The sequence below is a fragment of the Noviherbaspirillum aerium genome, from assembly GCF_008929045.1.
Classification (GTDB): Bacteria; Pseudomonadota; Gammaproteobacteria; order Burkholderiales; family Burkholderiaceae_D; genus Noviherbaspirillum; species Noviherbaspirillum aerium.
The window spans coordinates 13,195-38,817 of record NZ_VFAH01000023.1; the positions used below are offsets into that span (position 1 = coordinate 13,195).

25 protein-coding genes are annotated in these 25,623 nt (G+C 57.1%); 14 read left to right on the forward strand and 11 right to left on the reverse strand.

What is annotated here, in order from left to right; translation table 11 throughout:
• Positions 1-17: 17 nt before the first annotated feature.
• From dapA to FH061_RS23800, 3 genes are all read left to right on the forward strand, one after another.
• On the forward strand, positions 18-896 hold the full coding sequence (dapA, locus tag FH061_RS23790; protein ID WP_151638327.1) for a 4-hydroxy-tetrahydrodipicolinate synthase: 879 nt from the start codon (positions 18-20) through the stop codon (positions 894-896).
• Positions 897-968: 72 nt separating this feature from the next.
• On the forward strand, positions 969-2,093 hold the full coding sequence (gene bamC / locus FH061_RS23795; RefSeq protein ID WP_225984842.1) for an outer membrane protein assembly factor BamC: 1,125 nt from the start codon (positions 969-971) through the stop codon (positions 2,091-2,093).
• Between the two features lie 17 nt (positions 2,094-2,110).
• Complete coding sequence (locus FH061_RS23800) at positions 2,111-2,890, forward strand: MBL fold metallo-hydrolase (RefSeq protein ID WP_151638329.1); 780 nt, start codon at positions 2,111-2,113, stop codon at positions 2,888-2,890.
• Positions 2,891-3,210: 320 nt separating this feature from the next.
• On the opposite strand, the gene FH061_RS23805 is transcribed toward FH061_RS23800, so the two are convergent.
• Complete coding sequence (locus FH061_RS23805; protein ID WP_151638330.1) at positions 3,211-3,510, reverse strand: hypothetical protein; 300 nt, start codon at positions 3,508-3,510, stop codon at positions 3,211-3,213.
• Positions 3,511-3,731: 221 nt separating this feature from the next.
• A complete protein-coding gene (locus tag FH061_RS23810; RefSeq protein ID WP_151638331.1) occupies positions 3,732-4,856 on the reverse strand; it encodes a cupin domain-containing protein in 1,125 nt (374 codons plus the stop codon).
• 76 nt (positions 4,857-4,932) lie between these two features.
• Here FH061_RS23810 and FH061_RS23815 point away from each other — a divergent pair, with 76 nt between their 5' ends.
• Positions 4,933-5,484: an FKBP-type peptidyl-prolyl cis-trans isomerase gene (locus tag FH061_RS23815; RefSeq protein WP_151638332.1), complete on the forward strand. Its 552-nt coding sequence runs from the start codon at positions 4,933-4,935 to the stop codon at positions 5,482-5,484.
• Positions 5,485-5,596: 112 nt separating this feature from the next.
• Here the strand turns inward: FH061_RS23815 and FH061_RS23820 are convergent, their stop codons facing one another.
• The 4 genes from FH061_RS23820 to FH061_RS23835 form a co-directional block, all read right to left on the reverse strand.
• The gene (locus FH061_RS23820; protein ID WP_151638333.1) at positions 5,597-6,526 is read right to left on the reverse strand and encodes a hypothetical protein; all 930 of its coding nucleotides are present in this window, start codon (positions 6,524-6,526) and stop codon (positions 5,597-5,599) included.
• Between the two features lie 11 nt (positions 6,527-6,537).
• A complete protein-coding gene (mutS, locus tag FH061_RS23825; protein ID WP_404822502.1) occupies positions 6,538-9,225 on the reverse strand; it encodes a DNA mismatch repair protein MutS in 2,688 nt (895 codons plus the stop codon).
• A 161-nt stretch (positions 9,226-9,386) separates the two neighbouring features.
• Positions 9,387-10,781 carry a DEAD/DEAH box helicase gene (locus tag FH061_RS23830; protein WP_151638334.1) on the reverse strand — a complete coding sequence of 465 codons (1,395 nt, stop codon included), beginning with the start codon at positions 10,779-10,781 and terminating at the stop codon, positions 9,387-9,389.
• 162 nt (positions 10,782-10,943) lie between these two features.
• Complete coding sequence (locus tag FH061_RS23835) at positions 10,944-11,738, reverse strand: inositol monophosphatase family protein (RefSeq protein WP_151638335.1); 795 nt, start codon at positions 11,736-11,738, stop codon at positions 10,944-10,946.
• Positions 11,739-11,862: 124 nt separating this feature from the next.
• Between FH061_RS23835 and FH061_RS23840 the strand changes: the two genes are divergently transcribed.
• On the forward strand, positions 11,863-12,621 hold the full coding sequence (locus FH061_RS23840) for an RNA methyltransferase (RefSeq protein WP_151638336.1): 759 nt from the start codon (positions 11,863-11,865) through the stop codon (positions 12,619-12,621).
• Between the two features lie 74 nt (positions 12,622-12,695).
• Here FH061_RS23840 and lexA read toward each other — a convergent pair whose 3' ends face one another.
• Positions 12,696-13,358: a transcriptional repressor LexA gene (gene lexA / locus FH061_RS23845; protein ID WP_151638337.1), complete on the reverse strand. Its 663-nt coding sequence runs from the start codon at positions 13,356-13,358 to the stop codon at positions 12,696-12,698.
• Positions 13,359-13,616: 258 nt separating this feature from the next.
• Between lexA and rpsF the strand changes: the two genes are divergently transcribed.
• The 7 genes from rpsF to FH061_RS23880 all read left to right on the forward strand — a co-directional run bounded on the left by rpsF (position 13,617) and on the right by FH061_RS23880 (position 18,638).
• Positions 13,617-13,985: a 30S ribosomal protein S6 gene (gene rpsF, locus FH061_RS23850; protein WP_151638338.1), complete on the forward strand. Its 369-nt coding sequence runs from the start codon at positions 13,617-13,619 to the stop codon at positions 13,983-13,985.
• A gap of 18 nt (positions 13,986-14,003) precedes the next feature.
• The gene (priB, locus tag FH061_RS23855) at positions 14,004-14,306 is read left to right on the forward strand and encodes a primosomal replication protein N (protein WP_151638339.1); all 303 of its coding nucleotides are present in this window, start codon (positions 14,004-14,006) and stop codon (positions 14,304-14,306) included.
• 20 nt (positions 14,307-14,326) lie between these two features.
• The gene (gene rpsR / locus FH061_RS23860; RefSeq protein ID WP_007882558.1) at positions 14,327-14,611 is read left to right on the forward strand and encodes a 30S ribosomal protein S18; all 285 of its coding nucleotides are present in this window, start codon (positions 14,327-14,329) and stop codon (positions 14,609-14,611) included.
• Between the two features lie 26 nt (positions 14,612-14,637).
• Positions 14,638-15,093, forward strand: a complete 456-nt coding sequence (gene rplI, locus FH061_RS23865; protein ID WP_151638340.1) for a 50S ribosomal protein L9 — start codon at positions 14,638-14,640, stop codon at positions 15,091-15,093.
• A gap of 347 nt (positions 15,094-15,440) precedes the next feature.
• On the forward strand, positions 15,441-16,826 hold the full coding sequence (locus FH061_RS23870; RefSeq protein WP_151638341.1) for a replicative DNA helicase: 1,386 nt from the start codon (positions 15,441-15,443) through the stop codon (positions 16,824-16,826).
• 71 nt (positions 16,827-16,897) lie between these two features.
• Positions 16,898-17,524: a DUF47 domain-containing protein gene (locus FH061_RS23875; protein ID WP_151638342.1), complete on the forward strand. Its 627-nt coding sequence runs from the start codon at positions 16,898-16,900 to the stop codon at positions 17,522-17,524.
• A 106-nt stretch (positions 17,525-17,630) separates the two neighbouring features.
• On the forward strand, positions 17,631-18,638 hold the full coding sequence (locus FH061_RS23880; RefSeq protein WP_151638343.1) for an inorganic phosphate transporter: 1,008 nt from the start codon (positions 17,631-17,633) through the stop codon (positions 18,636-18,638).
• Positions 18,639-18,715: 77 nt separating this feature from the next.
• On the opposite strand, the gene FH061_RS23885 is transcribed toward FH061_RS23880, so the two are convergent.
• The 3 genes from FH061_RS23885 to FH061_RS23895 form a co-directional block, all read right to left on the reverse strand.
• On the reverse strand, positions 18,716-20,374 hold the full coding sequence (locus FH061_RS23885; protein ID WP_192805225.1) for a PhoH family protein: 1,659 nt from the start codon (positions 20,372-20,374) through the stop codon (positions 18,716-18,718).
• Positions 20,375-20,573: 199 nt separating this feature from the next.
• The gene (locus FH061_RS23890; protein ID WP_264158751.1) at positions 20,574-21,050 is read right to left on the reverse strand and encodes a peroxiredoxin; all 477 of its coding nucleotides are present in this window, start codon (positions 21,048-21,050) and stop codon (positions 20,574-20,576) included.
• Positions 21,051-21,584: 534 nt separating this feature from the next.
• On the reverse strand, positions 21,585-21,956 hold the full coding sequence (locus FH061_RS23895) for an Mth938-like domain-containing protein (RefSeq protein ID WP_151638344.1): 372 nt from the start codon (positions 21,954-21,956) through the stop codon (positions 21,585-21,587).
• Positions 21,957-22,145: 189 nt separating this feature from the next.
• On the opposite strand from FH061_RS23895, the gene FH061_RS23900 reads away from it, so the two are divergent.
• Positions 22,146-23,375, forward strand: coding sequence for a pyridoxal phosphate-dependent aminotransferase (locus FH061_RS23900; RefSeq protein ID WP_151638345.1), 1,230 nt, complete (start codon positions 22,146-22,148; stop codon positions 23,373-23,375).
• Between the two features lie 150 nt (positions 23,376-23,525).
• Positions 23,526-24,836, forward strand: a complete 1,311-nt coding sequence (locus FH061_RS23905) for a homoserine dehydrogenase (RefSeq protein ID WP_151638346.1) — start codon at positions 23,526-23,528, stop codon at positions 24,834-24,836.
• Between the two features lie 111 nt (positions 24,837-24,947).
• Here FH061_RS23905 and FH061_RS23910 read toward each other — a convergent pair whose 3' ends face one another.
• Positions 24,948-25,523, reverse strand: a complete 576-nt coding sequence (locus tag FH061_RS23910; RefSeq protein ID WP_151638347.1) for a helix-turn-helix domain-containing protein — start codon at positions 25,521-25,523, stop codon at positions 24,948-24,950.
• Between the last annotated feature and the right edge of the window lie 100 nt (positions 25,524-25,623).

Genomic DNA, 25,623 nt, shown 5'->3' on the forward strand with positions numbered 1-25,623 from the left:
TCTTACCGAATAACATCATGATCCAGGGCAGCATAGTCGCAATCGTCACCCCCATGCACGCAGATGGCAGTATTGATTTGCCCGGCTTGCGGAAATTGATCGACTGGCATATTGCTGAAGGTACCGATGGCATCGTCATTGTAGGAACCACCGGCGAATCTCCGACCGTGTCGGTGGAAGAGCACTGCGAACTGATCAAGGTCGCAGTCGAGCATACCGCAAAGCGCATTCCCATCATTGCCGGCACCGGCGGCAACTCGACGACCGAAGCGATAGAACTGACCCGCTATGCAAAGAGTGTCGGCGCCGATGCTTCTCTGCTTGTGGTTCCTTATTACAACCGTCCGACGCAGGAAGGCATGTACCGGCATTTCAGGAAAATTGCAGAGTCGGTCGATCTGCCGGCGATTCTCTACAATGTTCCGGGCCGTACTGTGGCCGACATGTCCAATGACACCATCCTGCGCCTCGCACAAGTCCCCGGCATCATCGGCGTCAAGGACGCAACCGGCAATATCGGGCGCGGCAGCGATCTGATCCGTCTCGCACCCAAATCCTTCGCAGTCTTTTCCGGCGATGACCCGACGGCAATGGCACTCATGTTCTGCGGCGGCAAGGGCAATATTTCGGTGACGGCAAACGTCGCCCCAAGGGCAATGCATGAACTCTGCGTTGCTGCAATGAGCGGACGCGTCGCTGAAGCGGTCGCCATCAATAACCGCGTGCTCCCGCTGCACAACAAGCTTTTTGTCGAACCCAATCCGGTTCCGGTGAAATGGGCGCTGGCGCAGATGGGCATGATGCCGGACGGCATCCGCTTGCCCCTGGCTCCGCTCGCTGAGGAATATCATGAAGTCGTGCGGGCTGCGCTGCGCGAGTCGGGTGTATTACAATAAGCGCCGTTTGTTGCCAGCAGATAAATACTTCACCTTTCCAGCATCGACATGACTATTCGCAAGCACTCTCAGATGGCCCAACGTGGATTCCTTTATGCATTGGCGTTGGCCGGCATGGTGGGCTGCAGTTCGATAGGTAATCTCCTTGAGCCCGACCGCGTGGAGTATAAAAGCGCGGGCAAGGCGCCATCCCTTGAGATTCCTCCTGACCTGACGCAGTTGCAGCGCGAGAATCGTTACGCGATCCCGGAAGCGAACCGAGGCACGGCAACGGCATCCGGCTATACGCTGCAGCAAAGCGCCCGTCCGACAGCCACTACCACCGTCGCGCCGGTGACTTCGGCCGACATTCGCATCGAGCGCGCCGGCAACCAGCGTTGGCTGGTAGTGAAGCAGGCACCGGAAGTCTTGTGGCCACAGATCAAGGACTTCTGGCAGGACTCCGGTTTCCTCCTGGTGCAGGAAACACCGCAGGCCGGCATCATGGAAACCGATTGGGCCGAAAATCGTGCGAAGATTCCACAGGACTTCATTCGCAATGCCTTGGGCAAGGCGCTGGATTCGCTGTATTCCACGGGTGAGCGCGACAAGTTCCGCACCCGCCTGGAGCGCGCCGCGGATGGATCTACCGAGATCTATATCAGCCACCGCGGCATGCAGGAAGTGCTCGTTGGCACCCAGAAGGAATCCACAACCTGGACGCCGCGTCCCGCCGACCCGGAACTCGAAGCCGAATTCCTGTCTCGCCTGATGGCGCGTATCGGCTCCGAAGAGGTGAAGGCAAAGGCAACAGTCGCCAATGCGATATCGCAGCCTTCGCGCGCCAAACTGGTCAAGGGCACCAACGGTGGTTATGTCGAAGTGGAAGAGGGCTTTGACCGTGCATGGCGCCGTGTCGGCCTGGCACTTGATCGCGTTGGATTCACTGTCGAAGATCGGGACCGTACGCAGGGTCTGTATTTCGTGCGCTATGTCGATCCTGATGCCGACCAGAAGCAGAACGACAAGGGCTTCTTCTCCAAGCTGTTTACCTTTGGATCTAGCAGCGATAAAGCCAAGACAGCACCGCGCTACCAGGTATCCGTCAAGGGTGCGGGTACAAGCAGCCAGGTGGCCATCCTGAATAATGAGGGAAGGCCGGAAACATCTCAGACCGCCGACCGCATCTTGTCGCTGCTGAATGAGCAACTGAAGTAATCAACCAAGTTTTTCATTTGAAGTTTGCAAGTCTAGGAAGTGGCAGTGAAGGTAATGCACTGCTAATCTCAACCACATCCAGCATGACAGACACCACTGTCATGCTGGACTGCGGGTTCAATATCAAGGAAACCGAGCGACGCCTTCTGCGTCTTGGAATGGCTCCAGGTGACCTTGATGGCATCGTGGTGACCCACGAACACCAGGACCATGTCGGCGGCGCTCTTAAATTTGCGCGTCGCCACCGCCTTCCAGTCTGGATGTCTTACGGAACCTATCAGGCAGTTCGAAAGGATTGCGACGGCGTTGCTTTCCATTTTTGCCGGGATGGTGAAGCGCTGAATATTGGGCATCTTGAATTGATACCCTTTACGGTTCCCCATGACGCCCGCGAGCCGGTGCAGTACGTGATCAGCGACGACCGCTTCAAGCTCGGAGTGCTCACCGACGCCGGACAGTCAACCCCGCACTTGACGCGTAGCCTCAGCGGCTGTGATGCTCTGGTATTGGAGTGCAATCATGACCGTGAGATGCTGGCCAACTCGGCTTACCCTGCGTCGCTGCGAAATCGGATCGGCGGCGCATACGGTCATCTCTCCAACGATACGACGGCGGAAATACTGGCTTCACTGGATCGGTCCAGACTCAAGATCGTGATCGGCGCTCATCTGAGCCAGCAAAACAATACTCCTGAACTGGCGAGGGCTGCCTTGTGCAGTGTAGTTGAGCATGAGACAGCACGCGTAGTTATCGCCTGCCAGGCTGAAGGGTTTGGCTGGATTAACATTGAAGGCTAGAGCGGTTTCGCCTTGACCTGCCTGTCGATCCAGGACAGATTTCTGCCGGCACTGCGTTGTGACTCCTCGCCATGGCGGGGCCATGAGAATTGGACCGCGTCACTCCAATGCGCTGTTTTGTTTTCGCATTGTCAGCGCGGAGGATTGTATTGATCCGAGCCATTCCGTGAATGACCGCAATTGGATGGATAGTGCAGGAGCTTTATAAAACACCGGTGGGCGCTGCCGCACCAGAACTGCCGAGCAAGCAAACTTCCTGTATCTCTACAAGACAAATAAAAAAGCCGACCAGAGGTCGGCTTTTTTTAAGCAATCAGTGATTACTTGGATGCAGCGGCGCCAGCAGCAGCGGAGTCGCCGGAAGCAGCCGGAGCAGCAGCTGCAGGAGCAGCAGCGGAGTCGGAAGCGGCCGGAGCAGCAGCTGCAGGAGCGGCGGAGTCGGAAGCGGCCGGAGCAGCGGCAGCCGGAGCAGCGGAATCGGAAGCAGCCGGAGCAGCAGCGGCCGGAGCGGCAGCAGGAGCTTCAGCAGCAGGTGCTGCCGGAGCAGCAGCTTCTTCTTTCTTGCCGCAAGCAGCCAGAGCAACAGCCAGCAGGGAGGCGATCAGCAGAGTCTTTTTCATGAAATTTTCCCTTAAAAAATAAATTTATTATCAAACATCGTGGCGATGAATAATTACCGGTAATTATCGCTCGGTAGGTGTTTTCCACCGTGCCGCACTTTTGTTGCATTGCACCGTTTGAAAACTTCCTAACTCGCAATTATAACGTTTTTTGCGCACCACAGCAGAGCCGAGTTACCTTTTAGTAAGTCTATTGTAAGTAAATGTAAGGCCAAGTCGGATCATCTTCCCAGTACGAGCCAGCCATCGGTGTACCAGAGATGCAGCGCCTCTTTCATGTCTTCGGAGGCGGTTGTCAGTTGGGCGCCTTCGAGTCCACGGTCATCCGCCAGAGCGGCAAGCAGCTTGCGGTCAGACGCATTTGCGGTGAAGGATTCACCATTGATAAAGATATGCTTGCCCTTGTAGAGCATTCTTGTTTTGCGTGAGAGCTTGATGCCTCTCTTCTGTGCGCTCGCGATAAAACGCGTCAGGTTCAAGGGCCTGGCCGACCTGTCGAAGAACACATTCGGTTTTGGCTCTGAAAGGTATTCGCCAAGAAATACCGCGACGTCTTCACTTGTAAAACGGACTTTGTCGAGTTCAAAGGCAACCTGTTCAAGCATGGCATTGCCAATTTCCGCCGGACGCCGCGATACCGCAAGTTCAGGGTCGGCATAGCGGCCGGGCAAGTCAATCGTGTCGGCCATGAATTGCAGGAATGCTTCGCCAAGCTCCTGGTATGACGGTGCGCGGAAGCCGATCGAATACGTCATGCATTCGCCCTCGGCAATGCCATCATGTGCGTAATGCGGCGGCAGATACAGCATGTCGCCAGGCTCAAGCACATACTCTTCTTCCGTCTGAAAATTCTTCAGGATCTTGAGCGGCATGCCTTCCTGCAGGCTCAAATCCTGTTGCGCACTGATGCTCCAGCGCCGCCGGCCATGAGCCTGCAACAAAAAGACATCATATGAATCGAAGTGAGGACCGACGCCGCCGCCATCGGTCGCATAGCTGATCATCAGATCGTCGAGTCTGGCATCTGGAATGAAACGGAATTGCTGCAGCAGGGCGTCCGCGGCATCGTCATGCAGATTAACGCCCTGTACCAGCATGGTCCATCCCTTCTGGTCAAATGAGGGAAGCGCTTGCGCAGGACCGCTTTGCATTTGCCATTTTCCCTTGAAGTGGGTGATCAGGCGTGATTCCACATCATCTTTGGCGGCAAGCGCGCAAAGATCATCGCGTGAAAGAATCGGTTGAAATCCGGGAATCGCCTGGCGTATCAGGAGCGGCTTCTTGTGCCAGTAATCACGCAGGAATTTTTGCGGTGTCATGCCACCGAGGATGCTATGGGTTTTCATGTTTGTATTATATAGGCATGGCAATTGCTAACCGGCGGTTATAATCCGCCACATTATTTCAATGAAAGGAAGCGTCATGAAGATTGCCAAGGATACGGTAGTGACAGTGCACTACACACTTTCAGATGCGCAAGGCAATCTGATTGAAGAGAGCCAGGAGCCGATGGTGTATCTGCACGGCGGCTACGAAAATACGCTTCCCAAGATTGAAGAGGCTCTCGATGGCAAGGATCCCGGTTATGAAACAACCATACAGGTCGAGCCGGAAGATGCCTTCGGCGATTACGATCCCAATCTGATCAAGATCGAACCGCGCAACCGCTTGCCGGAACCGGTTGAGGTCGGCATGCAATTCGAAGGCTCCCCCGACAGTGCTGGCGGTGGCGAGGATTCGCTGATCTTCACCGTTACCGATATCGCCGAGGACAAGGTGGTGTTGGATGGAAATCATCCATTGGCCGGCATTGCGCTCCGTTTTGCCTTGCGTGTTACGGAGGTGCGTGCCGCGACCGCAGAGGAAGTCTCGCATGGTCATGTTCACGGGCCGCATGGTCACGGGCAAGGACACGACAATGACGACTTCGAGGGCGACGAAGGGGATCATTTCCGCAGTCATCCGCTTCACTGAAGCGGCCCGTATTCATCCCGATATTTCCTTTTGTCCGGTCCGGCGATTCATCGAATGGAATTTGCCGGACGATCAACGCCCGCAGCACCATGCACTCGTCGAATGCGTCGCCTCAGCGCGTTTCTGCGGATGAGACGCCTAGCGGCTTTGGCGACGCCTCGTGTACGGTGAAAACGTTGCTGTTGGACTGACTCACGGTAAGCTTTATCCAGCCCGGACTTGCGCTCAGCTCGCCAAGATTGTTCTGCCAGCGAATCGAACCCGCTGCCGGGCCGGATGACTGACTATGGATCAGCAGTACCCTGCCTGCAAACTTTCCCGACAGGCTTTGAATGAGTTTGCGGGTTTCTGCATAACCATCACGCTTGATGGTTTGTGATGCGGGAGGCGGCAGCGGATTGCCGTCACTGAACAATACGATATTTTCAAGACGGCGGCGTGTCGCATAGTTGAATATCCGGTTAAGCCAATCCCGGTTCGCTACAAGCCGGTCCTCGAATTCGCTGTTGCGTCCGGCATCAAGCACATAATGATTGTTGTTGCGAGGCAGGTTCAGGGTGGCGAACATGGTATTGCGGACTTCCCACCGGGTGTTCTCGGAAAAATCCCGAAACTTGGCAATCGTCGATTGCCGTACAAGTGGAATCTTCGTATCGCCTGCGGAAAATTCATCCGTAAAGAACAGTTCGCGCAGGAAGTTCAGCTTGCTGATGGCCGTCGACTTCCCGCTGCCATTGCGGCATTCGGCCCAGTCGCTCGCCGCCAGGGACACAATCAAGCCGTTCTTCGATTCTTCAAGCAGGGCCTTCCTGCGCTTGTACACCGCATCCGTGCATGGTTCACTCGGCGCCTTGATGCCGCTGGCAACCACAAACGCCAGGCTGTCGGCATCGGTCATTTCGATGACATCACGCAATGCGGACTCGTCACCGGCACTCCTGACGACATTCGAGATAACGCCGAAGCTGAAGTCCTGATCCTGATCCTGTGCCGTCGCCGATGCGCCGCTGCCGAGCAGCAGACAAAGCAGAAGGTAATGCATTGTCCGCCCGCTCATTTGCCTTCGGCCAGATTCTTCAATCGGTAGAGGGCGTCAAGCGCTTCACGCGGCGACATGGCATCGGGATCGGTGGCGGCAAGCTCAGCCATCAGCGCATCGGCCGCTGCCGATTGCCGGGGCTCTTCTTCAGGCTCCTCCGGCGTTGTCATGCCCTGGGCAAAAAGATCGAACTGCGGCGTTGGCTGAATGGAGTGCGCCTCCAATGCCGCCAGGTGTTTGCGCGCAGCCTTGATGACCGATTGCGGGACGCCGGCAAGCTGCGCCACCTGTAGGCCATAGCTCTGCGACGCCGGACCTGCCTGTACCGCATGAAGGAAAACGATGCTGTCCTTGTGCTCCACCGCCGACAGGTGCACATTGGCGGCGCTCGGATAGCTGTCAGGCAGTTGGGTCAGCTCGAAGTAGTGCGTGGCAAACAGGGTGAAGCTGCGACTGGCCTCAATCAGGTGGCGCGCGATGGCCCAGGCCAGCGCAAGGCCGTCGAATGTCGATGTGCCCCGGCCCACTTCATCCATCAGTACCAGCGAGTGTTCTGTCGCATTGTTCAGGATCGCCGCCGATTCCGTCATCTCCACCATGAAGGTTGACCGGCCGCCTGCGAGATCATCGGCGGCCCCGATGCGCGTGAAGATACGGTCGATGGGGCCGATGACTGCCTGCGTCGCGGGGACGAAACTGCCGACATAGGCGAGCAGGGTGATCAGCGCGACCTGCCGCATGTAGGTGGATTTGCCGCCCATGTTGGGACCGGTGATCAGGAGCAGCTTGCGATCGCTGCCGAGTTCGCAGTCGTTGGCGATGAAGCGCTCGATCTGGTTTTCGACGACGGGGTGCCTTCCCTGCTCGATGAAAATGCGCGGCTCGGAAACAAGCTGCGGTGCGCACCAGTTATTGCGCATGGCGTGATCGGCCAGCGCCACCAGCGTGTCGAGTTGGGCAAGTGCGCGGGCAATCGATTGCAGCGTCCCGATGAACGGCGTCAGGCCGGCAAGCAGCTGCTCGTAAAGAAATTTCTCGCGCCCCAGCGCGCGTTCCTGGGCGGATAAGGCTTTGTCCTCGAATGCCTTCAATTCCGGCGTGATGTAGCGTTCCGCGTTTTTCAACGTCTGTCGGCGGCGGTAATCGTCCGGGACTTTATCGGTTTGGCCGTGAGTGACTTCAATGTAGAAGCCATGCACCTTGTTGTATTCGACACGCAGGTTGGCAATGCCTGTGCGTGCCCGCTCGCGCGTCTCCAGATCCACCAGGAACTGACCGGCGTTTTCGGAAAGTGCGCGTAGTTCATCCAGCTCGCTGTCGTAGCCGCGCGCAATGACGCCGCCATCGCGTACCAGGGCAGCGGGTTCGAGGGCAATGCCGCGCTCCAGCGATTCAAGACATTCCGCCGGCGTGGCGAGCGCTTCATGAATCTCTTTCAGCAGGGGCGCATCCGAATCCCGATTGCACATGGCCACATAGGCGCGAAGCGAAGGCAGCTGCTGCAGGCCGCTGCGCAAGCCCGCCAGATCGCGCGGGCGGGCAGTGAAGAGGGCAACCCGTGTCGTGATGCGCTCGATATCCGGCACCGCTGCCAGTGTCGCAGAAAGGCCGGACGAAGCATCGGCACGCATCAATGCATTGATGGCGGCATGCCGCGATCGTGCGGTGTCCTGGTCTCGCCGGGCGTGATGCAGCCAGTGGCGCAGCATCCGCGAGCCCATTGCGGTGCGGCAGTGATCCAGCAAGGAGAAGAGGGTAGGCGAGGAGGTGTCATCCTGGCCGCGAAGGGTTTCCGTGAGTTCCAGATTCCTGCGGGTAGCGGCATCGAGCCCGATGTACTCGTTCTCGGCTTCGACCGCAAGCGTGCGAACATGCTGCAGGCCCTTGCCCTGCGTGGACTGCGCATAGCGCAGGAGCGCGCCCGCCGCACCAATGGCTGCCCCCAGATTCTCGGCGCCGAAGCCGGTGAGCGTGGTGACGCCCAACTGTTCCAGCAAGGCTTTCTTCCCGCTCTCCGCATCGAAATGCCATTGCGGGACGGTAGTGGACTTGCCCGCGCCCGACGGAAGATGCATCGAACCCGTGTCATCGCCAACCAGGATTTCGGCGGGCGCAATGCGCTCCAGTTCCTGCTTGAGTCTTGCTTCGAAAGACCGCGCATCCCCTGCAAACTCCATCAGCTTCAGTGCGCCGCTGGCCATCGACAGCCATGCCAGGCCGACGGTGACCGTCTTGCGCTGGGTCTGCATGCAAAACGCCAACAGCGGCCGCTCGGATTTTTCCGGCAGAAGATCCGAATCGGTCAGCGTGCCCGGGGTGATGACGCGCACGACCTTCCGCTCCACCGGGCCCTTGCTGGTTGCTGGATCTCCGATCTGCTCGCAGATCGCAACCGACTCGCCGAGCTTGATCAGCTTGGCGAGGTACTGTTCCATTGAATGGAATGGTACGCCGGCCATCTTGACGGGGTTGCCGTTGGACGATCCGCGCTGGGTGAGAGTGATGCCCAGCATGCGTGCGGATCTTTCCGCATCGTCGAAAAACAGCTCGTAGAAATCGCCCATGCGGTAGAACACGAGCGTGTCCGGATATTCAGACTTGATGCGCAGGTACTGCTGCATCATCGGCGTGTGCTTTTCAAGCATGTCGTTGGTACGGGCGGGTGATCCGGTGTCTGCGGCGGAAGCAGAAACAAAAGCCATTCCAGTCTTTCTTTTCAGGCTAACAATAGTCCGCCATTTTAATGCCGGGAGCGGGCTTGAATCAAAGGACCTGCAATCCAGGCATTCTGTCAGGAGTCAGAAGCAAACATGGATTGCGGTCAGGCATTCCCGTTTGCGAGGAAGGCACGACCCGCCGCGGCTCAGCGTCCCCTGCCGGCGTTGCGATGCGGCGCCGGCGTTTTTGCTGCCGGCGGTTTTCCGGCGGGACGTTTCGCTGACGAGGTTGTTACCGGCAATGGTCCAGCCTTGGCCTGGCTCTTGTGTTGCACTTTCGGTGCGGCAGGTTGCGGTGATGAATGCTGGCGTTCCTGCTTGCCCGCGGGACTGCCCTGGCGCCTGCCGTTGCGGCTCGGTGGCGTATTGCTGCGCAGCTGAATCGGTTGCGGGCGCGCGGTCGGGTCAGGTTCGAAACCGGGGATGACTTCTTGCGGCAGTGTGCGCTTGATCAGCTTTTCGATGCCCTTGAGCATGTCATGCTCATCCACGCACACCAGCGACACCGCCTCGCCGGTTGCGCCGGCCCGGCCGGTGCGGCCGATTCGATGCACATAGTCTTCCGGCACATTCGGCAGGTCATAGTTGACGACATGCGGCAACTGATCGATATCGATGCCGCGGGCCGCGATATCGGTGGCGACCAGCACTTGCAGGCTTCCCTCCTTGAATTCGCTCAGCGCGCGCGTACGGGCCGACTGGCTCTTGTTGCCATGGATCGCCATCGCTGTTATACCGTCCTTGCCGAGTTGTTCGACAAGCTTGTTCGCGCCATGCTTGGTGCGCGTAAACACCAGCACCTGCGTCCAGCTCTGGGACTTGATCAAATGCGCCAGCATCGGATGCTTGCGGTTGCGGTCCACCGGATGGATTTTCTGGTTGATGACTTCCACCGTTGAATTGCGCCGGGCCACTTCGATCATGGCCGGAGAATTCAAAAGGCTGTCAGCCAATGCCTTGATCTCGTCCGAAAAGGTCGCCGAGAACAGCAGGTTCTGGCGCTGCTTCGGCAGGATTGCCAGGATGCGGCGGATGTCGCGAATGAAGCCCATGTCGAGCATCCGGTCCGCTTCGTCAAGGACCAGAATTTCGACGTGCGAAAGATTGATCGTGCCTTGCTGCAAGTGATCCAGCAAGCGTCCCGGCGTGGCGACCAGAATGTCGACGCCGTCGGACAGCAGCTTGATCTGCGGATTGATATTGACGCCGCCGAAGATCACCGCCGATTTCAGCTTGAGGTATTTGCCATACGTACGCACGCTGTCTTCGACCTGGGCGGCGAGTTCCCGCGTCGGTGTGAGGACAAGGGCGCGTACCGGCCTTGCGCCCTTGATGCGCGGAGGAGTCGAGGACAGACGTTGCAGCAGCGGCAGCGTAAAGCCGGCCGTCTTGCCGGTGCCGGTCTGTGCGCCAGCCAGCAGATCGCCGCCGCACAGCACGGCGGGGATGGCCTGGGCCTGAATCGGTGTCGGAGCGCTATAGCCTTGTTCGGTAACGGCGCGGACGATTTCATTGGCTAGGCCAAGTTCGGAAAAAGACATTGAAGCTCACAAAATAATGCGTCTCATCGGGAAGGAGCCCGATGACAGGCAATCGATGGAAATGTGTCGAGCCTTGCAGGCGGATAGACTGGATTGTTCCAGTCCGCCTTCAGCGCCGGATACGGCATGCCCGGCCCGTTCACATTTGGGAGGAAGACTTATTTATTTCGCGAATGGCGACAGCAGATTCACCATTTGTGCAAACACCTTCGGGCTGCCTGCGATGACATTGCCCTTGTACAGATAGTCGGAATCGCCCGAGAAATTGCCGACGATGCCGCCGGCTTCAGTGACCAGCAGCGAACCGGCGGCCATGTCCCAGGTCTGGAGGCCCTTTTCGAAGAAGCCGTCAAGGCGTCCCGCCGCGACATAGGCCAAGTCCAGCGCTGCGGCGCCGGGGCGGCGCAGTCCCGCGCATTTTTCAGTCATGACCTTGAACATCTGCAGATACTCATCCAGGCCTGCCATGTCTCGGAAAGGGAAGCCGGTGCCGATCAGGGCGTCGGCCATCTTGTCGCGGCGGGCGACGCGAATGCGTTTCTCGTTCAGGTAGGCGCCGGCACCCTTGGTCGCGGTAAACAAATCGTTCCTGGTCGGATCGTAGATGACGGCTTGGGTAATCTGTCCGCGTTGCTGCAGGGCGATGGAGACGCAGTACTGCGGGAAGCCGTGAATGAAATTGGTCGTGCCGTCGAGAGGATCGATGATCCAGACATTCTCGTTTTCGTCGTGGAGATTGGTTGATGCACCGGATTCTTCGGCAAGAATCGCGTGATCGGGATATGCTGTTTTCAGAACTTCAATGATCGCCTGCTCGGCAGCCTGGTCCACTTCGGTTACGAAGTCGTTGTGTCTCTTCTCCGTGACCTTGATCCGATCGAGATCGAAAGTTGCGCGATTGATAATCGAGGCGGCGCGACGGGCGGCCTTGACCGCCGTATTGAGCATGGGATGCATAGGGGTTCCGTTAAAATTGCGGCTCCGTCGCTACCGCGTTCGGACCCGCATCAATAAGATTAATGAGCAATGCGGCATCGGAGACATGACTATGGCTTTGTGCCGCGCAATCCCGCTATTTTAAATGAACCAGCCACAAACCAATACTTCTCTTTTTTCTCGCCTTCGTTTCGTGCTTGTCGAAACTAGCCATCCCGGCAATATCGGCGCCGTCGCGCGTGCGATGAAAACAATGGGATTCTCCGAATTGGTGCTTGTGAATCCGAGGTTCTCCGATGCGACTACCCAGGAAGAAGCACTTGCCTTTGCCAGCGGGGCACAGGATGTACTGGAGAAGGCGCGCGTTGTCGGCTCCTTCGAGGAAGCCATGAACGGATGCAACTTCGCCGCTGCACTGACCGCGCGCCTGCGGGAGTTTTCTCCGCCGGTTGCGACACCGAGATCGCTTGCGGCAAGCCTAGCTGCCGATCCTCTGTTGAATGCGGCGCTGATCTTCGGCAGTGAACGTTATGGTCTGCCGAATGACATTATCGAGCGATGCAACGTACTGATTAATATCCCGGCCAATCCTGTTTATTCTTCACTGAACCTTGCGCAAGCCGTGCAGATATTGGCTTATGAGGCAAGATTGGCACAGGATGGCGACGGAATTGGCGCCTCTGTCATCGGATTTCAAGGGGAGGCGGCGAGTGTCGCTCAGATAGATGGCATGTATGCCCATCTTGAAGAAGCCTTGGTGGCAGTGGATTTCCTGGATCCGGGTAATCCGAAGAAGCTCATGCCGAGGCTGCGGCGATTGTTCTCACGGACTCAGCTTGAAACCGAAGAAGTTAACATCCTGCGAGGAATTGCCCGGCAAATACTGGCAAAGACAAGGCGGTGAAAAGACAAGGCGTCAAGACGAAGGGAAACGCCGAATGCGTTTCCCTTCGTCTTGACGCCTTGTCGCTTGCCCAGTCAGTGCCAGGAACGCAGCAAGCCAACCGCCAAGCCTTCAAGGGCGAAGCTCTCGTCGCCTGAGTCAACACGTATCGGTTCAAAGTCCGGATTTTCGGGCAGAAGCTCGATCAATGCACCGGTTTTCTTGTAACGTTTGACAGTTACCTCATCACCCAGGCGTGCCACGACGATCTGGCCGTTTTTCGCTGTATCCGATCTCTTTACCGCAAGCAAGTCGCCATCGAGAATGCCTATGTCACGCATGGACAGCCCCCTGACCTTGAGCAGATAGTCGGGTTTTGCTGAAAACAGAGAGGGATCGACACGGTAGTTGGCTTCGACATGCTCATTGGCAAGAATCGGCGAGCCGGCGGCGACGCGCCCAATCAGCGGCAGGTTCAGTTGCATCAGGGATGGGTGGAGCAAGGACAATTGGTGGCCGCCAAAGCGGACGCTCCCCTTGCCGTTCATGTCGAGCAGACGGATGCCGCGGGATGTGCCTGGTGAAATTTCGATGGCGCCTTTGCGGGCGAGCGCCTGCAAATGCTCTTCTGCGGCGTTGGCCGACTTGAAGCCGAGTTCACTGGCGATTTCCGCGCGGGTAGGAGGGAAGCCGGTATTTTCGATTGCTTCCCTGATAAGGTTCAGGATTTGCTCCTGACGTGCTGTGAGTTTGAGCATGGTTATGGTCCAGGGAAATGGACGCATCTCGCGAGAGAAGAGCGCTGTTGATATAGACAGCCTGTATTTTTATACAGCTTTTGTCCGTTTGCAAGCGGCTTTTATGGTTTGGTGGCTGGAAATCAGCTTGTTTGCGATAAGTGTCTGAAAGTATTGAGCTTTGGTCTGTAATAGGTTATCATAGCGGGCTTTTCCTCTTCCCACACCCGTCTTGACGCCGGGGTGGGCGATTGTTTAATCCGTCCACAAGGAGATTACATGCGTCATTATGAAATCGTTTTTATCGTCCATCCGGATCAGAGCGAGCAAGTGCCCGCAATGATCGAGCGCTACAAAGGTATCGTGACTGCCCGCAACGGCAAGGTGCACCGCGTTGAAGACTGGGGCCGCCGCCAGATGGCTTACATGATCGAGAAACTGGCCAAGGCACATTACGTCTGCATGAACATCGAGTGCGATGGCGAGACACTGGCCGAAATCGAAACCAGCTTCAAGTTCAACGACGCCGTTCTGCGCCATCTGACCGTCAAGATGAAGAAGGCCGAGACGTCCCCGTCGCCGATGATGAAGGCCGTGCAGAAGGAAGATGCTGCCAAGAGCCAGCGTTCCGAGGCAGCTGCTGCGTAATTGCGTTAGCAGAGGAGTGTGAACCAGTTTCGTCTGATTGCCTCGATCGCCGAACGCGATGTGCTGCGTTATACCCCGGCAGGCCTGCCGATCGTTTCAGCCAAGCTGATGCACGTGTCGGAGCAGATTGAGGCAGGTATCCCTCGCCAGATTGAATTCGAGATTTTCGCTGTCGCGGCCGGAGAAATTTCGGGCCGGTTCAATCGGGCTGAATTGGGCGTCATGCTTGCGTTCACCGGATTCCTCGCGCGCAAGAACCGCAACAGCAAGAGTCTTGTTTTCCATGTGACGGACTTCGAGACCTATTCACCAGATCACTAGATACAGTACAGGAGCCAAAAATGGCATTCGGTAAAAAATTCGACAAGAGCAAACTCAAGCAAAAGCGCCAGCAGCAGAACCCGCTGTTCAAGCGCAAGAAATTCTGCCGCTTCACCGCCGCTGGCGTTGAGCAAGTGGATTACAAGGACGTCGACACCCTGAAGGATTTCGTTCAGGAAAACGGCAAGATCATGCCGGCGCGTCTGACTGGTACCAAGGCGCATTATCAGCGTCAGGTCGACACTGCAATCAAGCGTGCACGTTATCTGGCATTGCTGCCGTACACCGATCTGCATAACGCTTAATTAACGACTTGGTATAGGAGAAAGAAATGCAAATTATTCTGTTGGAAAAAGTCGTTAATCTTGGCGACCTCGGTGAAGTTGTAAAGGTCAAGGACGGTTACGCACGTAACTTCCTGATCCCGCAGCGCAAGGCGCGCCGTGCCACATCGACAGCGATTGCCGAGTTCGAAGCCAAGCGTGCCGATCTCGAGAAGGCCGCAGCCGAGAAACTCGCCGCTGCTCAGGCGCAGGGCGAAAAGCTCAATGGCGCAACGGTTCAAATCTCCCAGAAAGCCGGCGTTGATGGCCGTCTGTTCGGTTCGGTGACAAATGCCGATATCGCAGCTGCGGTCACCAAGCAGGGCTTCCCGGTTGAAAAGGCGCAGATCCGCATGCCGCAGGGTCCGCTGAAAGTCGTGGGCGAGCATCCGATTTCGGTTGCACTGCACACTGACGTGGTTGTAGAGATCTCTGTTTCGGTTGTGGGCGAACAGCAGGTCTAAGCTTTACCGCTATCCCGTGTCTAAAAAGCCAGCGCAAGCTGGCTTTTTTATTGGTGCCGTCAAATATCTTCAGTAACTCCGCTTTGCCAGGCGATTTCGCCCTGATTGGCCTAGGCTGAGGCGGATTGCCACTGGAACAAGGCGTAACGACGCGACATGGCTAGGCCATGCCATCGCCATCCTTCAATGGGCCTTGCCACCGATATAACGCATAATTGCTGCGCACGTGACATCAAGACAGTTTCAGGTAATGACGGATTTGCAGCAAGCAACAATTTTGTGTCACAGAACTGAAATTCCAGGGTCACCCGCATTTCCGTAATGGACGAGAAGGTATAATGCGCGCCATGAATACCCGCACTGACCCACAGCTGGATGCGCTCCGCATTCCCCCTCATTCCATCGAAGCAGAACAGTCCGTCCTCGGCGGCCTCTTGCTCGACAATGCTGCCTGGGATCGTATCGCGGACTTTGTCAGTGAAGACGATTTCTATCGGTATGATCACCGCGTCATCTTTCAGCATATCGTCAAACTGATCAACGGCTCGCGTCCGGCGGACGTGATTACCGTGTATGAAGCGCTGAGCAACAGCGGCAAGGCGGAAGAGGTCGGCGGGCTGACCTACCTCAACGCGCTGGCGCAGAACACCCCGTCGGCGGCCAACATCCGCCGATATGCCGAAATCGTTCGTGATCGCGGCGTGCTGCGCAAGCTGATCACGGTGTCGGATGAAATTTCCGGCCAAGCCTTCAATCCGCAGGGCAAGGAGGTCAAGCAGTTGCTTGATGAAGCCGAATCCAAGATCTTCGCCATCGCGGAAGAGGGCGCGCGCGGCGCCCAGGGTTTTCTTGAAATTCAGCCGCTGCTGACCCAGGTCGTCGAGCGGATTGACGAACTGTACAACCGCGACAACCAGAACGACATCACCGGCGTGCCGACTGGATTTGTCGATCTCGACCGCATGACATCGGGATTGCAGCCGGGCGACCTGATCATTGTCGCCGGACGTCCATCGATGGGTAAAACCGCCTTTTCCATCAATATCGGTGAAAATGTCGCAATCGACAGCGGCTTGCCGGTGGCGGTGTTTTCCATGGAAATGGGCGGCGCCCAGCTGGCCATGCGTATGCTGGGTTCGGTAGGGCGTCTGGATCAGCACCGTCTGCGTACCGGACGGCTGAACGACGAGGACTGGCCGCGCCTGACGCATGCCATCCAGAAAATGAATGAAGTGCAGATCTACATTGATGAAACGCCCGCGCTGAGTTCCATCGAGCTGCGTGCGCGTTCGCGCCGGCTCGCACGCCAGTGCGGCAGGCTCGGCTTGATCATCATCGACTACCTGCAACTGATGTCGGCCAGCTCTCCCGGCGAAAACCGTGCGACCGAGATTTCCGAGATTTCCCGAAATCTCAAGGGATTGGCCAAGGAACTCAATTGCCCCGTCATTGCGCTGTCCCAGTTGAACCGCTCGCTCGAGCAGCGTCCGAACAAGCGTCCCGTGATGTCCGACCTGCGCGAATCAGGCGCTATTGAACAGGATGCCGACGTCATTCTTTTCATCTACCGCGACCAGGTCTACAACCCCGATTCCCCGGACAAGGGCACAGCCGAAATCATTATCGGCAAGCAGCGTAACGGTCCTATCGGCAGCGTGCGACTGACCTTCCTCGGCGAGTACACGAAATTTGACAATTACACCGGCGGCAACGCGGTGTTCGACAACGAATAAACGATTCCTGGCGGTGTTCTCGGGAAGATCGCCAACACCAATTCAACGATACGACTTTTGAGAGTGCGATTATGTTTGGACGTTTGATGCCCAACGAGGGCAAATTCTTTGATCTTTTCATCCAGCACGGCGAACTGTGCGTCAAGGGGGCCAAGGAAATGGTGGCGCTGATGACCAATTTCGATGATCTGGAAAACCGCGTGCATGCGATCGAGAGCGTGGAAAAACAGGCCGACAAGGTGACGCATCAAACACTGGATCTGCTCCACAAGACCTTCATCACGCCGCTGGACCGTGACGATATCCACAAGCTGATTACCCGCATGGACGATATTCTCGACCTGCTGGAAGATGCCGGACAGACCATTTCCTTGTACGACATCAAGGCAATCACACCGGAAGCCAAGCGCCTCGCCGAGCTGTGCCTGGCCTGCACGGAAAAGGTCAAGGCTGCGGTCGGCTTGCTGCACAACATGGATAACTCCACGCAGATACTCGGTATTTGCGAAGAAATCGATCGTCTTGAATCCGACGCCGATCATGTGATGCGAGCCGCCATGTCCAAGCTTTTCCGCGACGAGCCGGATGTGCGCAACCTCATCAAGCTGAAGGCAATCTACGAGATTCTGGAAACCGTGACCGACCGCTGTGAAGACGTGGCCAATATTATCGAAGGCATCATTGTCGAGAACGCCTAAGTCGCATGGCAGCATAGGCGCGGTGCCTGCGGCACCGCCGAAAGGCATCTTCGCTGCGCGCTCCCGGCGGGCGCGAGGTCTTGTCACCGAATAATAAAAGAATTCAATGAATACCCTTCAAATCAGTATCTACACGCTTGCCTTCCTGATTGCGCTGGCATTGCTGTTCGACTTCATGAATGGCTTCCATGACGCCGCCAATGCGATTGCCACCGTGGTTTCGACCGGTGTGCTGAAGCCCCAGCATGCAGTCGCAATGGCAGCCTTTTTCAACGTCGTTGCCATCTTCTTCTTCCAACTCAAGGTGGCTACCACCGTCGGCAAGGGCACGATCGAACCATCCGTGGTTGACCATTACGTCGTATTTGGCGCGCTGGTCGGAGCGATTTTCTGGAATGTGCTGACCTGGTATTACGGTATTCCCTCGTCTTCCTCCCACGCGCTGATCGGTGGACTGGTCGGCGCCGCGGTCGCCAAGGCGGGCACAAGCTCCCTGATCTCCTCGGGCCTGATCAAGACGATTTCCTTCATCGTCCTGTCGCCGCTGCTCGGGTTTGTATTCGGTTCCATCATGATGGTGCTCGTCTCATGGCTCTTTGTGCGGTCAACTCCGCAGCGCGTGGACAAATGGTTCCGTCGCATGCAGCTGGTATCGGCCTCGATGTACAGTCTCGGCCATGGCGGCAACGATGCCCAGAAAACCATGGGCATCATCTGGATGCTGCTCATCGCCGCCGGCTACTCGACCACAAGTGATGCGCTGCCGATGTGGGTGGTCCTCAGCTGCTACGGCGCCATTGGCCTTGGCACCCTGTTTGGTGGATGGCGCATCGTGAAAACCATGGGCCAGAAAATCACCAAGCTCAAGCCGGTCGGCGGCTTTTGCGCCGAAACCGGGGGGGCGATCACGCTTTTCCTCGCTACCGCGCTTGGCATTCCTGTTTCGACGACCCACACCATCACCGGTGCAATCGTCGGCGTAGGCTCCTCGCGCAAAATGTCGGCGGTTCGCTGGGGTGTCGCGGGCAATATCGTATGGGCCTGGGTCTTTACCATTCCGGCATCCGCCTTTGTCGCGGCGATCGCCTGGTGGATCGGAACCAAGATTCTGTAATTTCCGTTTCCGTGAAAACAAAAAAGCCTGCGAGACGCAGGCTTTTTTGTTAATGCCGGAATGGCTTGGGATTGGTATTAGAGCACATCGCTCGCATGATCGGCCAGCCGTGAGCGTTCGCCGCGCGCCAGCGTGACATGACCGCTGTGCGACCATCCCTTGAAGCGATCGACCACGTAGGTGAGGCCGCTGGACCCCTCGGTCAGATAAGGCGTGTCGATCTGCGCGATATTGCCGAGGCAGATGATCTTGGTGCCCGGACCGGCACGCGTGACGAGCGTCTTCATCTGCTTGGGCGTCAGATTCTGCGCTTCGTCGATGATCAGGAACTTGTTGACGAAAGTCCGGCCGCGCATGAAGTTGAGCGACTTGATCTTGATGCGCGAGCGGATCAGGTCCTGCGTCGCCGCCCGGCCCCATTCACCGGCATCATTGTCGGACTTGTTCAGCACTTCGAGGTTGTCGTCGAACGCGCCCATCCAGGGCGACATCTTCTCTTCCTCGGTTCCCGGCAGGAAGCCGATGTCTTCGCCGACCGGCACCGTAACGCGGGTCACGATGATCTCGTTGTACAGCTTGGTCTCCAGGACTTGGGCGAGGCCCGCCGCCAGCGCGAGCAGGGTCTTGCCCGTGCCCGCCTGACCGAGCAAGGTCACGAAATCGCATTCCGGATTCATCAGCAGGTTCAGCGCAAAGTTTTGCTCGCGGTTGCGGGCGGTAACGCCCCAGACGCTGTTCTTGCCATGGCTGTAATCACGCAGGGTCTGCAGGACGGCAGTCTTGCCGTTGATCTGCCTGACCTGTCCGTAGAACGACGCCTCGCCATTGTTCGGTTCCAGGAAGACGAACTGGTTGACCAGCAGCGAAGGCACGACCGGGCCGGTGACACGATAGAAGGTATAGCCGGTGCCATGCTTGTTCTCTTGCCATGATTCCATTCCCTTGGCATGCTTGTTCCAGAAATCGTCCGGCAACTGCACCACGCCCGAATAGAGAAGATCGGTATCTTCCAGAACGTGATCGTTCAGATACTCTTCCGCCGGCAGGCCCATCGCGCGCGCCTTGATGCGCATGTTGATGTCTTTCGACACCAGCACCACCGGACGTCCGGGATGCTGCGCCTCAAGCGCGCGCACCACGCCCAGAATCTGATTGTCCGCCTTGCCCTGGGGCAGGCCTTCCGGCAGTTCGACATTCTGCAATGTGGTCTGGAAGAACAGGCGGCCCTTGGCATCCTTGTTGCCCAGCTTGGACAGGGGGATGCCCAGTTCTATCTCGTGTTCCGCGACTCCCGCAACCAGAGCATCCAGCGAACGGGAGACCTGGCGCGCATTGCGCGCGACCTCCGACATGCCTTTCTTGTGATTGTCCAGTTCCTCCAGCGTCATCATCGGCAGGTAGACATCGTGTTCCTCGAAGCGGAACAGCGAAGTCGGATCATGCATCAGCACGTTGGTATCGAGGACGAAGAGCTTGGTCACGCCCTGCTTGTCCGCCGTCTTGCCGGCGCCGGACTTGATCAGCGCCTCTACGGCCTTGGGCTTGGTGGCGCGGGTCTTTGCCGCAGGGGCTTTCTCGGTAGTCCGGGCACGTGCCTGAGGAATTTCTTCGATCGGTTGGGGTGTCGATTCAACCAGCGTCATCACAGGTTTTACCGATTTGCCTTTCTCTGCCTTCGGGTATTCCTGCGGGGAGAGCAATGTTCCTGGTTTGGTCGGTAATTTGGGCAGTGGCATCAGGACCTCAGTCTAGAAAATGTTGAATTGACGGCTTGTCGGAGGTTAAACAGCTGCTGCAAGCTTGTACTGCGGGGTGGGAAGAGAAGGGTAAGGAAACCGCGGAGCGAAAAGGCCGTTTGAGGGGGAGGCTGGATGCCTCTTCCACAAACGGCCTTCTGAGAAAAAAAGCTTTTAGATTCAATGTATTTTGTATTCTCTACGGAAGTGCCGTCACAAACTCGAGGACTTCGTCCACGTGCCCGGGCACCTTTACTCCACGCCATTCTTTCACCAACTTCCCGCTGCCGTCAATGATAAATGTCGTACGTTCAACTCCGCGTACCTGTTTACCGTACATGTTTTTCATCTTCATGACATCGAACAAGTTGCAGACCTTTTCGTCCGGGTCGGAGATGAGTTCGAAGGGCAGGTCGAGCTTGGCCTTGAATCCCTCATGCGACCGGATGCTGTCCCTGCTGATGCCAAAGATTTCGGCATTGGCTGCCTGAAACTGCGGATACAGGTCACGGAAATGCAGGCTTTCGGTCGTGCAGCCCGGCGTATTGTCTTTGGGATAGAAATACACGACAACAGTCTTTCCCTGGTGTTCGGACAAGGTAAAGATCTTGTCGCCGGTCATGGGCGCGGAAAAATCGGGTACGTTCGAATTCAAAGCAAATGGGCTTTCAGCCACGTTGGTCTCCTGATCCAGGTAGGTGGTCGCTGGTGGCGACGATTGAGCTTCAGCGTTGCCGCCGGTAGCAGGAACGCAATCCCGGATGTTAGCGAATTTTTATTCGGTTTGAAAAGGTTTGCACACGCTGCAATGGCGGCTACGCTAACGCACGGCGGAATTGCTCGGTCGTTTGAACAGGCCAAGTGTTTCACATCGCTGTTGTTGGGATAACTGCCTATGACTGCTTATGACTGCCCGGGGTGCAGTGCGGAAATGGCGGCGTATTTCCAGATTTCAAGTCCTATTGACAACGATTTTCAAGGCGATTTCCGACGGCTGATGGAGTCGATCCAAAGTCGCCTTGCGCGGGAACGGAAAAGTGAACGTTAGCAACATGCGTTCGAAATATAGCGGAGGCAAACTTGGTGAAATCATGCCGAGAAAAGGAAGGCACAGCAAGGCCGAGGCCTTGCGCGCATTGTCAACCCGATATCGGTGTGATCCTGCTAATCATTTGTACAGCACATTCCAAACTCGCGCCGTTACTTTCTCCTACTCGAAGATGAGCGCCAGTGCTACCTTGCGTCCTTCGCCCATCAGGATATTGTATGTGCGGCAGGCAGCCGCATTATCCATGCACTCGACCCCGATCCGCCTTGAAGTCAGTGCGGCTACCAGCCGGGGATGAATGAAGCGTTGCCGTTTGCCCGTGCCGAGAATGACGACATCGGGATGCACGGCATCGATCTGGGCAAAATCTTCCTGGGTCAGGGCATCGAACGAGGCTGCGGCCCATTTCGCCGGAGGCACTTCGGGCAGAACGATCAGGTTGTAATCGAAACGTACCGCATTGATTTCTACGGCGTCATCGTCGTAGCGTGTGACGGTTTGATAATGCTGGGTAGGAGTGGTGTGAAGTTTCATGGCGCAATAGACAAGCGAAACGGCTTAAATTTCCGGCAATGCGGTGAAAAAACTTCGGGCATTGTAGCCTTTCGCCGCTGTCGGGCGTGCGTATGCATTGATAAAACGGGTTGCTTTGGGCAAAATGGACGTTTTTGGCGGTGCAGCATTGCATCCCAAGTCTTGCATTAACTACAAGGGATTGCTCGAGTGCGACCGATTCAGAAGTCCAGGAAACTGGCAGACGTCTGTTACGACATCCGTGGCCCTGTCTTGGAAAAAGCCAAGCAGATGGAAGAAGAGGGCCACAAGATCATCAAGCTCAATATCGGCAATCTGGCCGTGTTCGGCTTCGACGCGCCGGACGAGATTGTCCATGACATGATCATCAACATGGGCAATGCCGCAGGCTATACCGATTCCAAGGGCATGTTCGCGCCGCGCAAGGCCATCATGCACTACACGCAGGAAAAGAAGATTTCCGGCGTAACGATCGAGGACATCTACATCGGCAATGGTGCATCGGAGCTGATCGTCATGGGCATGAACGCCCTGCTCAACAGCGGCGACGAAGTGCTGGTGCCTGCGCCGGACTATCCTTTGTGGACCGCGGCGGTCAGCCTGTCCGGCGGCAAGCCCGTGCACTATGTCTGCGACGAGCAGTCCGGCTGGCTGCCCGACATCGAGGACATCAAGAAAAAGATCACGCCCAATACCAAGGCGATTGTCGTCATCAATCCCAATAATCCGACCGGTGCCCTGTATCCGGTGGAAGTGCTGCAGCAGATTGTCGATGTCGCCCGCCAGCACCAGCTGATCGTGTTCGCCGATGAAATCTACGACAAGACGCTTTACGACGGCGAAACCCATACATCGATCGCCTCGCTCGCCGACGACGTGCTGTTCATCACCCTTAACGGCCTGTCCAAGAATTACCGTTCCTGCGGCTATCGTGCCGGCTGGATGGTGGTCTCGGGCGAAAAGAAACCGGCCAGGGACTATATCGAGGGCCTGAACATGCTGGCGTCGATGCGCCTGTGCGCCAACGCGCCCGGCCAGTATGCGATCCAGACGGCGCTCGGCGGCTACCAGAGCATCAATGACCTCGTCGGTCCGGGCGGGCGGCTGCTGAAGCAGCGCGACCTTGCGCACAAGCTGCTGACCGAGATTCCTGGCGTTACCTGCGTCAAGCCCAAGTCGGCGCTCTACATGTTCCCGAAGCTCGATCCGAAGATCTATCCGATCGACGACGATCAGAAATTCGCCTATGAATTGCTGGCGGAGGAGAAGGTGCTGATCGTCCAGGGCACCGGCTTCAACTGGATCAGCCCCGATCACTTCCGTGTCGTGTTCCTGCCGAACTCCGACGACCTGACGGAAGCGATCGGCCGCATTTCCCGCTTCCTTGAAGGCTATCGCCGCCGCCACGGTACCGCCTGAAGCGGATATGTTCGCCGGCCAGCGCCTGATAATCCTCGCAGCATGGCCGGCATCGAATGAGGCGGACGCGCTGCGCCGCCTCAAACCTGGTAATCAGGGAGCTGTTGCAAGCCGGCTCCCGGTCCCGCAATTCATCAAATATCAAACGCTATGAAACCCATCAAAGTTGGTCTGTTAGGCATCGGTACCGTTGGTTCCGGCACATTCAATGTCCTCAAGCGCAATCAGGAGGAAATTACCCGCCGTGCCGGCCGCAGCATTCAGATTACGATGGTGGCGGATCTCAATACCGAGCGGGCGAAGGAACTGACCAATGGCGAATGCGAAGTCGTCAATGATGCCAACCTGGTGGTCAACAATCCCGATATCGATATCGTCATCGAACTCATCGGCGGCTACGGCATTGCACGCGATCTCGTCATGAAAGCGATTGCCAACGGCAAGCATGTGGTCACCGCCAACAAGGCGCTGCTGGCCACGCACGGCAATGAAATCTTCAGGGCGGCGCAGGAGAAGGGAGTGATGGTCGCGTTCGAAGCGGCGGTCGCCGGCGGCATCCCCATCATCAAGGCGCTGCGCGAAGGCCTGACGGCCAACCGCATCCAGTGGCTGGCCGGCATCATCAATGGCACGACCAACTTCATCCTGTCCGAGATGCGAGACAAGGGCCTGGACTTCGATGTCGTGCTCAAGGAAGCGCAGCGCCTCGGCTATGCGGAAGCGGATCCGACCTTCGATATCGAAGGCGTCGACGCCGCCCACAAGGCCACCATCATGTCGGCCATCGCTTTCGGCATCCCGGTGCAGTTCGACAAGGCGCACGTAGAAGGCATCACCAAGCTGCAGGCCACCGACATCCGCTATGCCGAGCAGCTCGGCTACCGCATCAAGCTGCTCGGCATCGCCAAGCGCACACCACAAGGTATCGAACTGCGCGTGCATCCGACCCTGATTCCCGCCAAGCGCCTGATCGCCAATGTGGAAGGCGCGATGAACGCAGTACTGGTGCACGGCGATGCGGTCGGTGCAACGCTCTATTACGGCAAGGGCGCGGGCTCGGAACCCACGGCATCTGCGGTGATCGCCGACCTGGTCGACATCACGCGCCTTGCTACTGCGGATCCGGAGCATCGCGTGCCGCACCTGGCCTTCCAGCCGAATGCGATGAACGACACGCCGATTCTGCCCATGTCGGAAGTCACAACCAGCTATTACCTGCGCATGCAGGTCGACGATCAGCCCGGCGTGCTGGCCGATATCACCCGCATTCTCGCCGATTCGACCATCTCCATCGATGCAATGCTGCAGAAGGAGCCGGAAGAGGGCGATACCCGCGCCGATATCATCATGCTGACTCACCAGACGCAGGAAAAGAACGTGGAAGCAGCGATCGCGAAGATCGAAGCCTTGTCCACGGTAGTTGGCCAGGTCACGAAGATTCGCCTTGAGCAGCTAAGCTAATCAGTTCCGCTTCCTGCGCGGCAGTGATGAAAGAAAGCGCCCGTTTTCGGGCGCTTTTTCTTTGTATTGGCCGGCTTTCTTGCGTCCGCGTCATGGACGGACTTTTGCAATTCAGCGGTGTATCACCACGAGCATCGCCTTGGCTTCCTCTTCTCCGCAATTGCGGATGGCATGCGGCCGGTCGGCGGCATAACGGGCGGTTCCCCCCGTCTTGAGCATCCTCGAGGTTCCATCCACTTCCACTTCCACGCTGCCGGTGATCAACGTCAGATGCTCCATGGTGCCGGGATCATGCGGGTTCGACTTGAGCATGCCCTGCGGGGCCAAGGTCAGTTCATACCATTCAAATTTCCCCGCCAGATCCATCGGCCCCAGGATGCGCAGCACATAACCGGAATGGTGGCCGGGAAGAGTAGGCATTTCATGCGGTTCCAGCACGTGCACGGCTTCCGGTGCGTCGGAATCGGTTGACAGCAATTCACCGATGCCGACATTCAAAGCATTCGCCAGGCGCCATGCAACGGCAATGGTCGGGTTGGCTTTTTCACGCTCAATCTGCGACAGCATTGATTTCGAAACGCCGGCGGCACGAGACAAGTCGTCCAGGGTCAAACCTCTTTTCAGCCGCAGTTTTTGCAGCATGGCGCCAACTTCAGGCGGCGTACCGGGAGTACCGACATTTTTCATTGGATGTATTGCAAAGTGTGAAGGAGGTAGATAATATTCAATATATTGAACATGAGTTCTTTATATCGAATATGATTCGGTTTATTGAACATGATCCTAA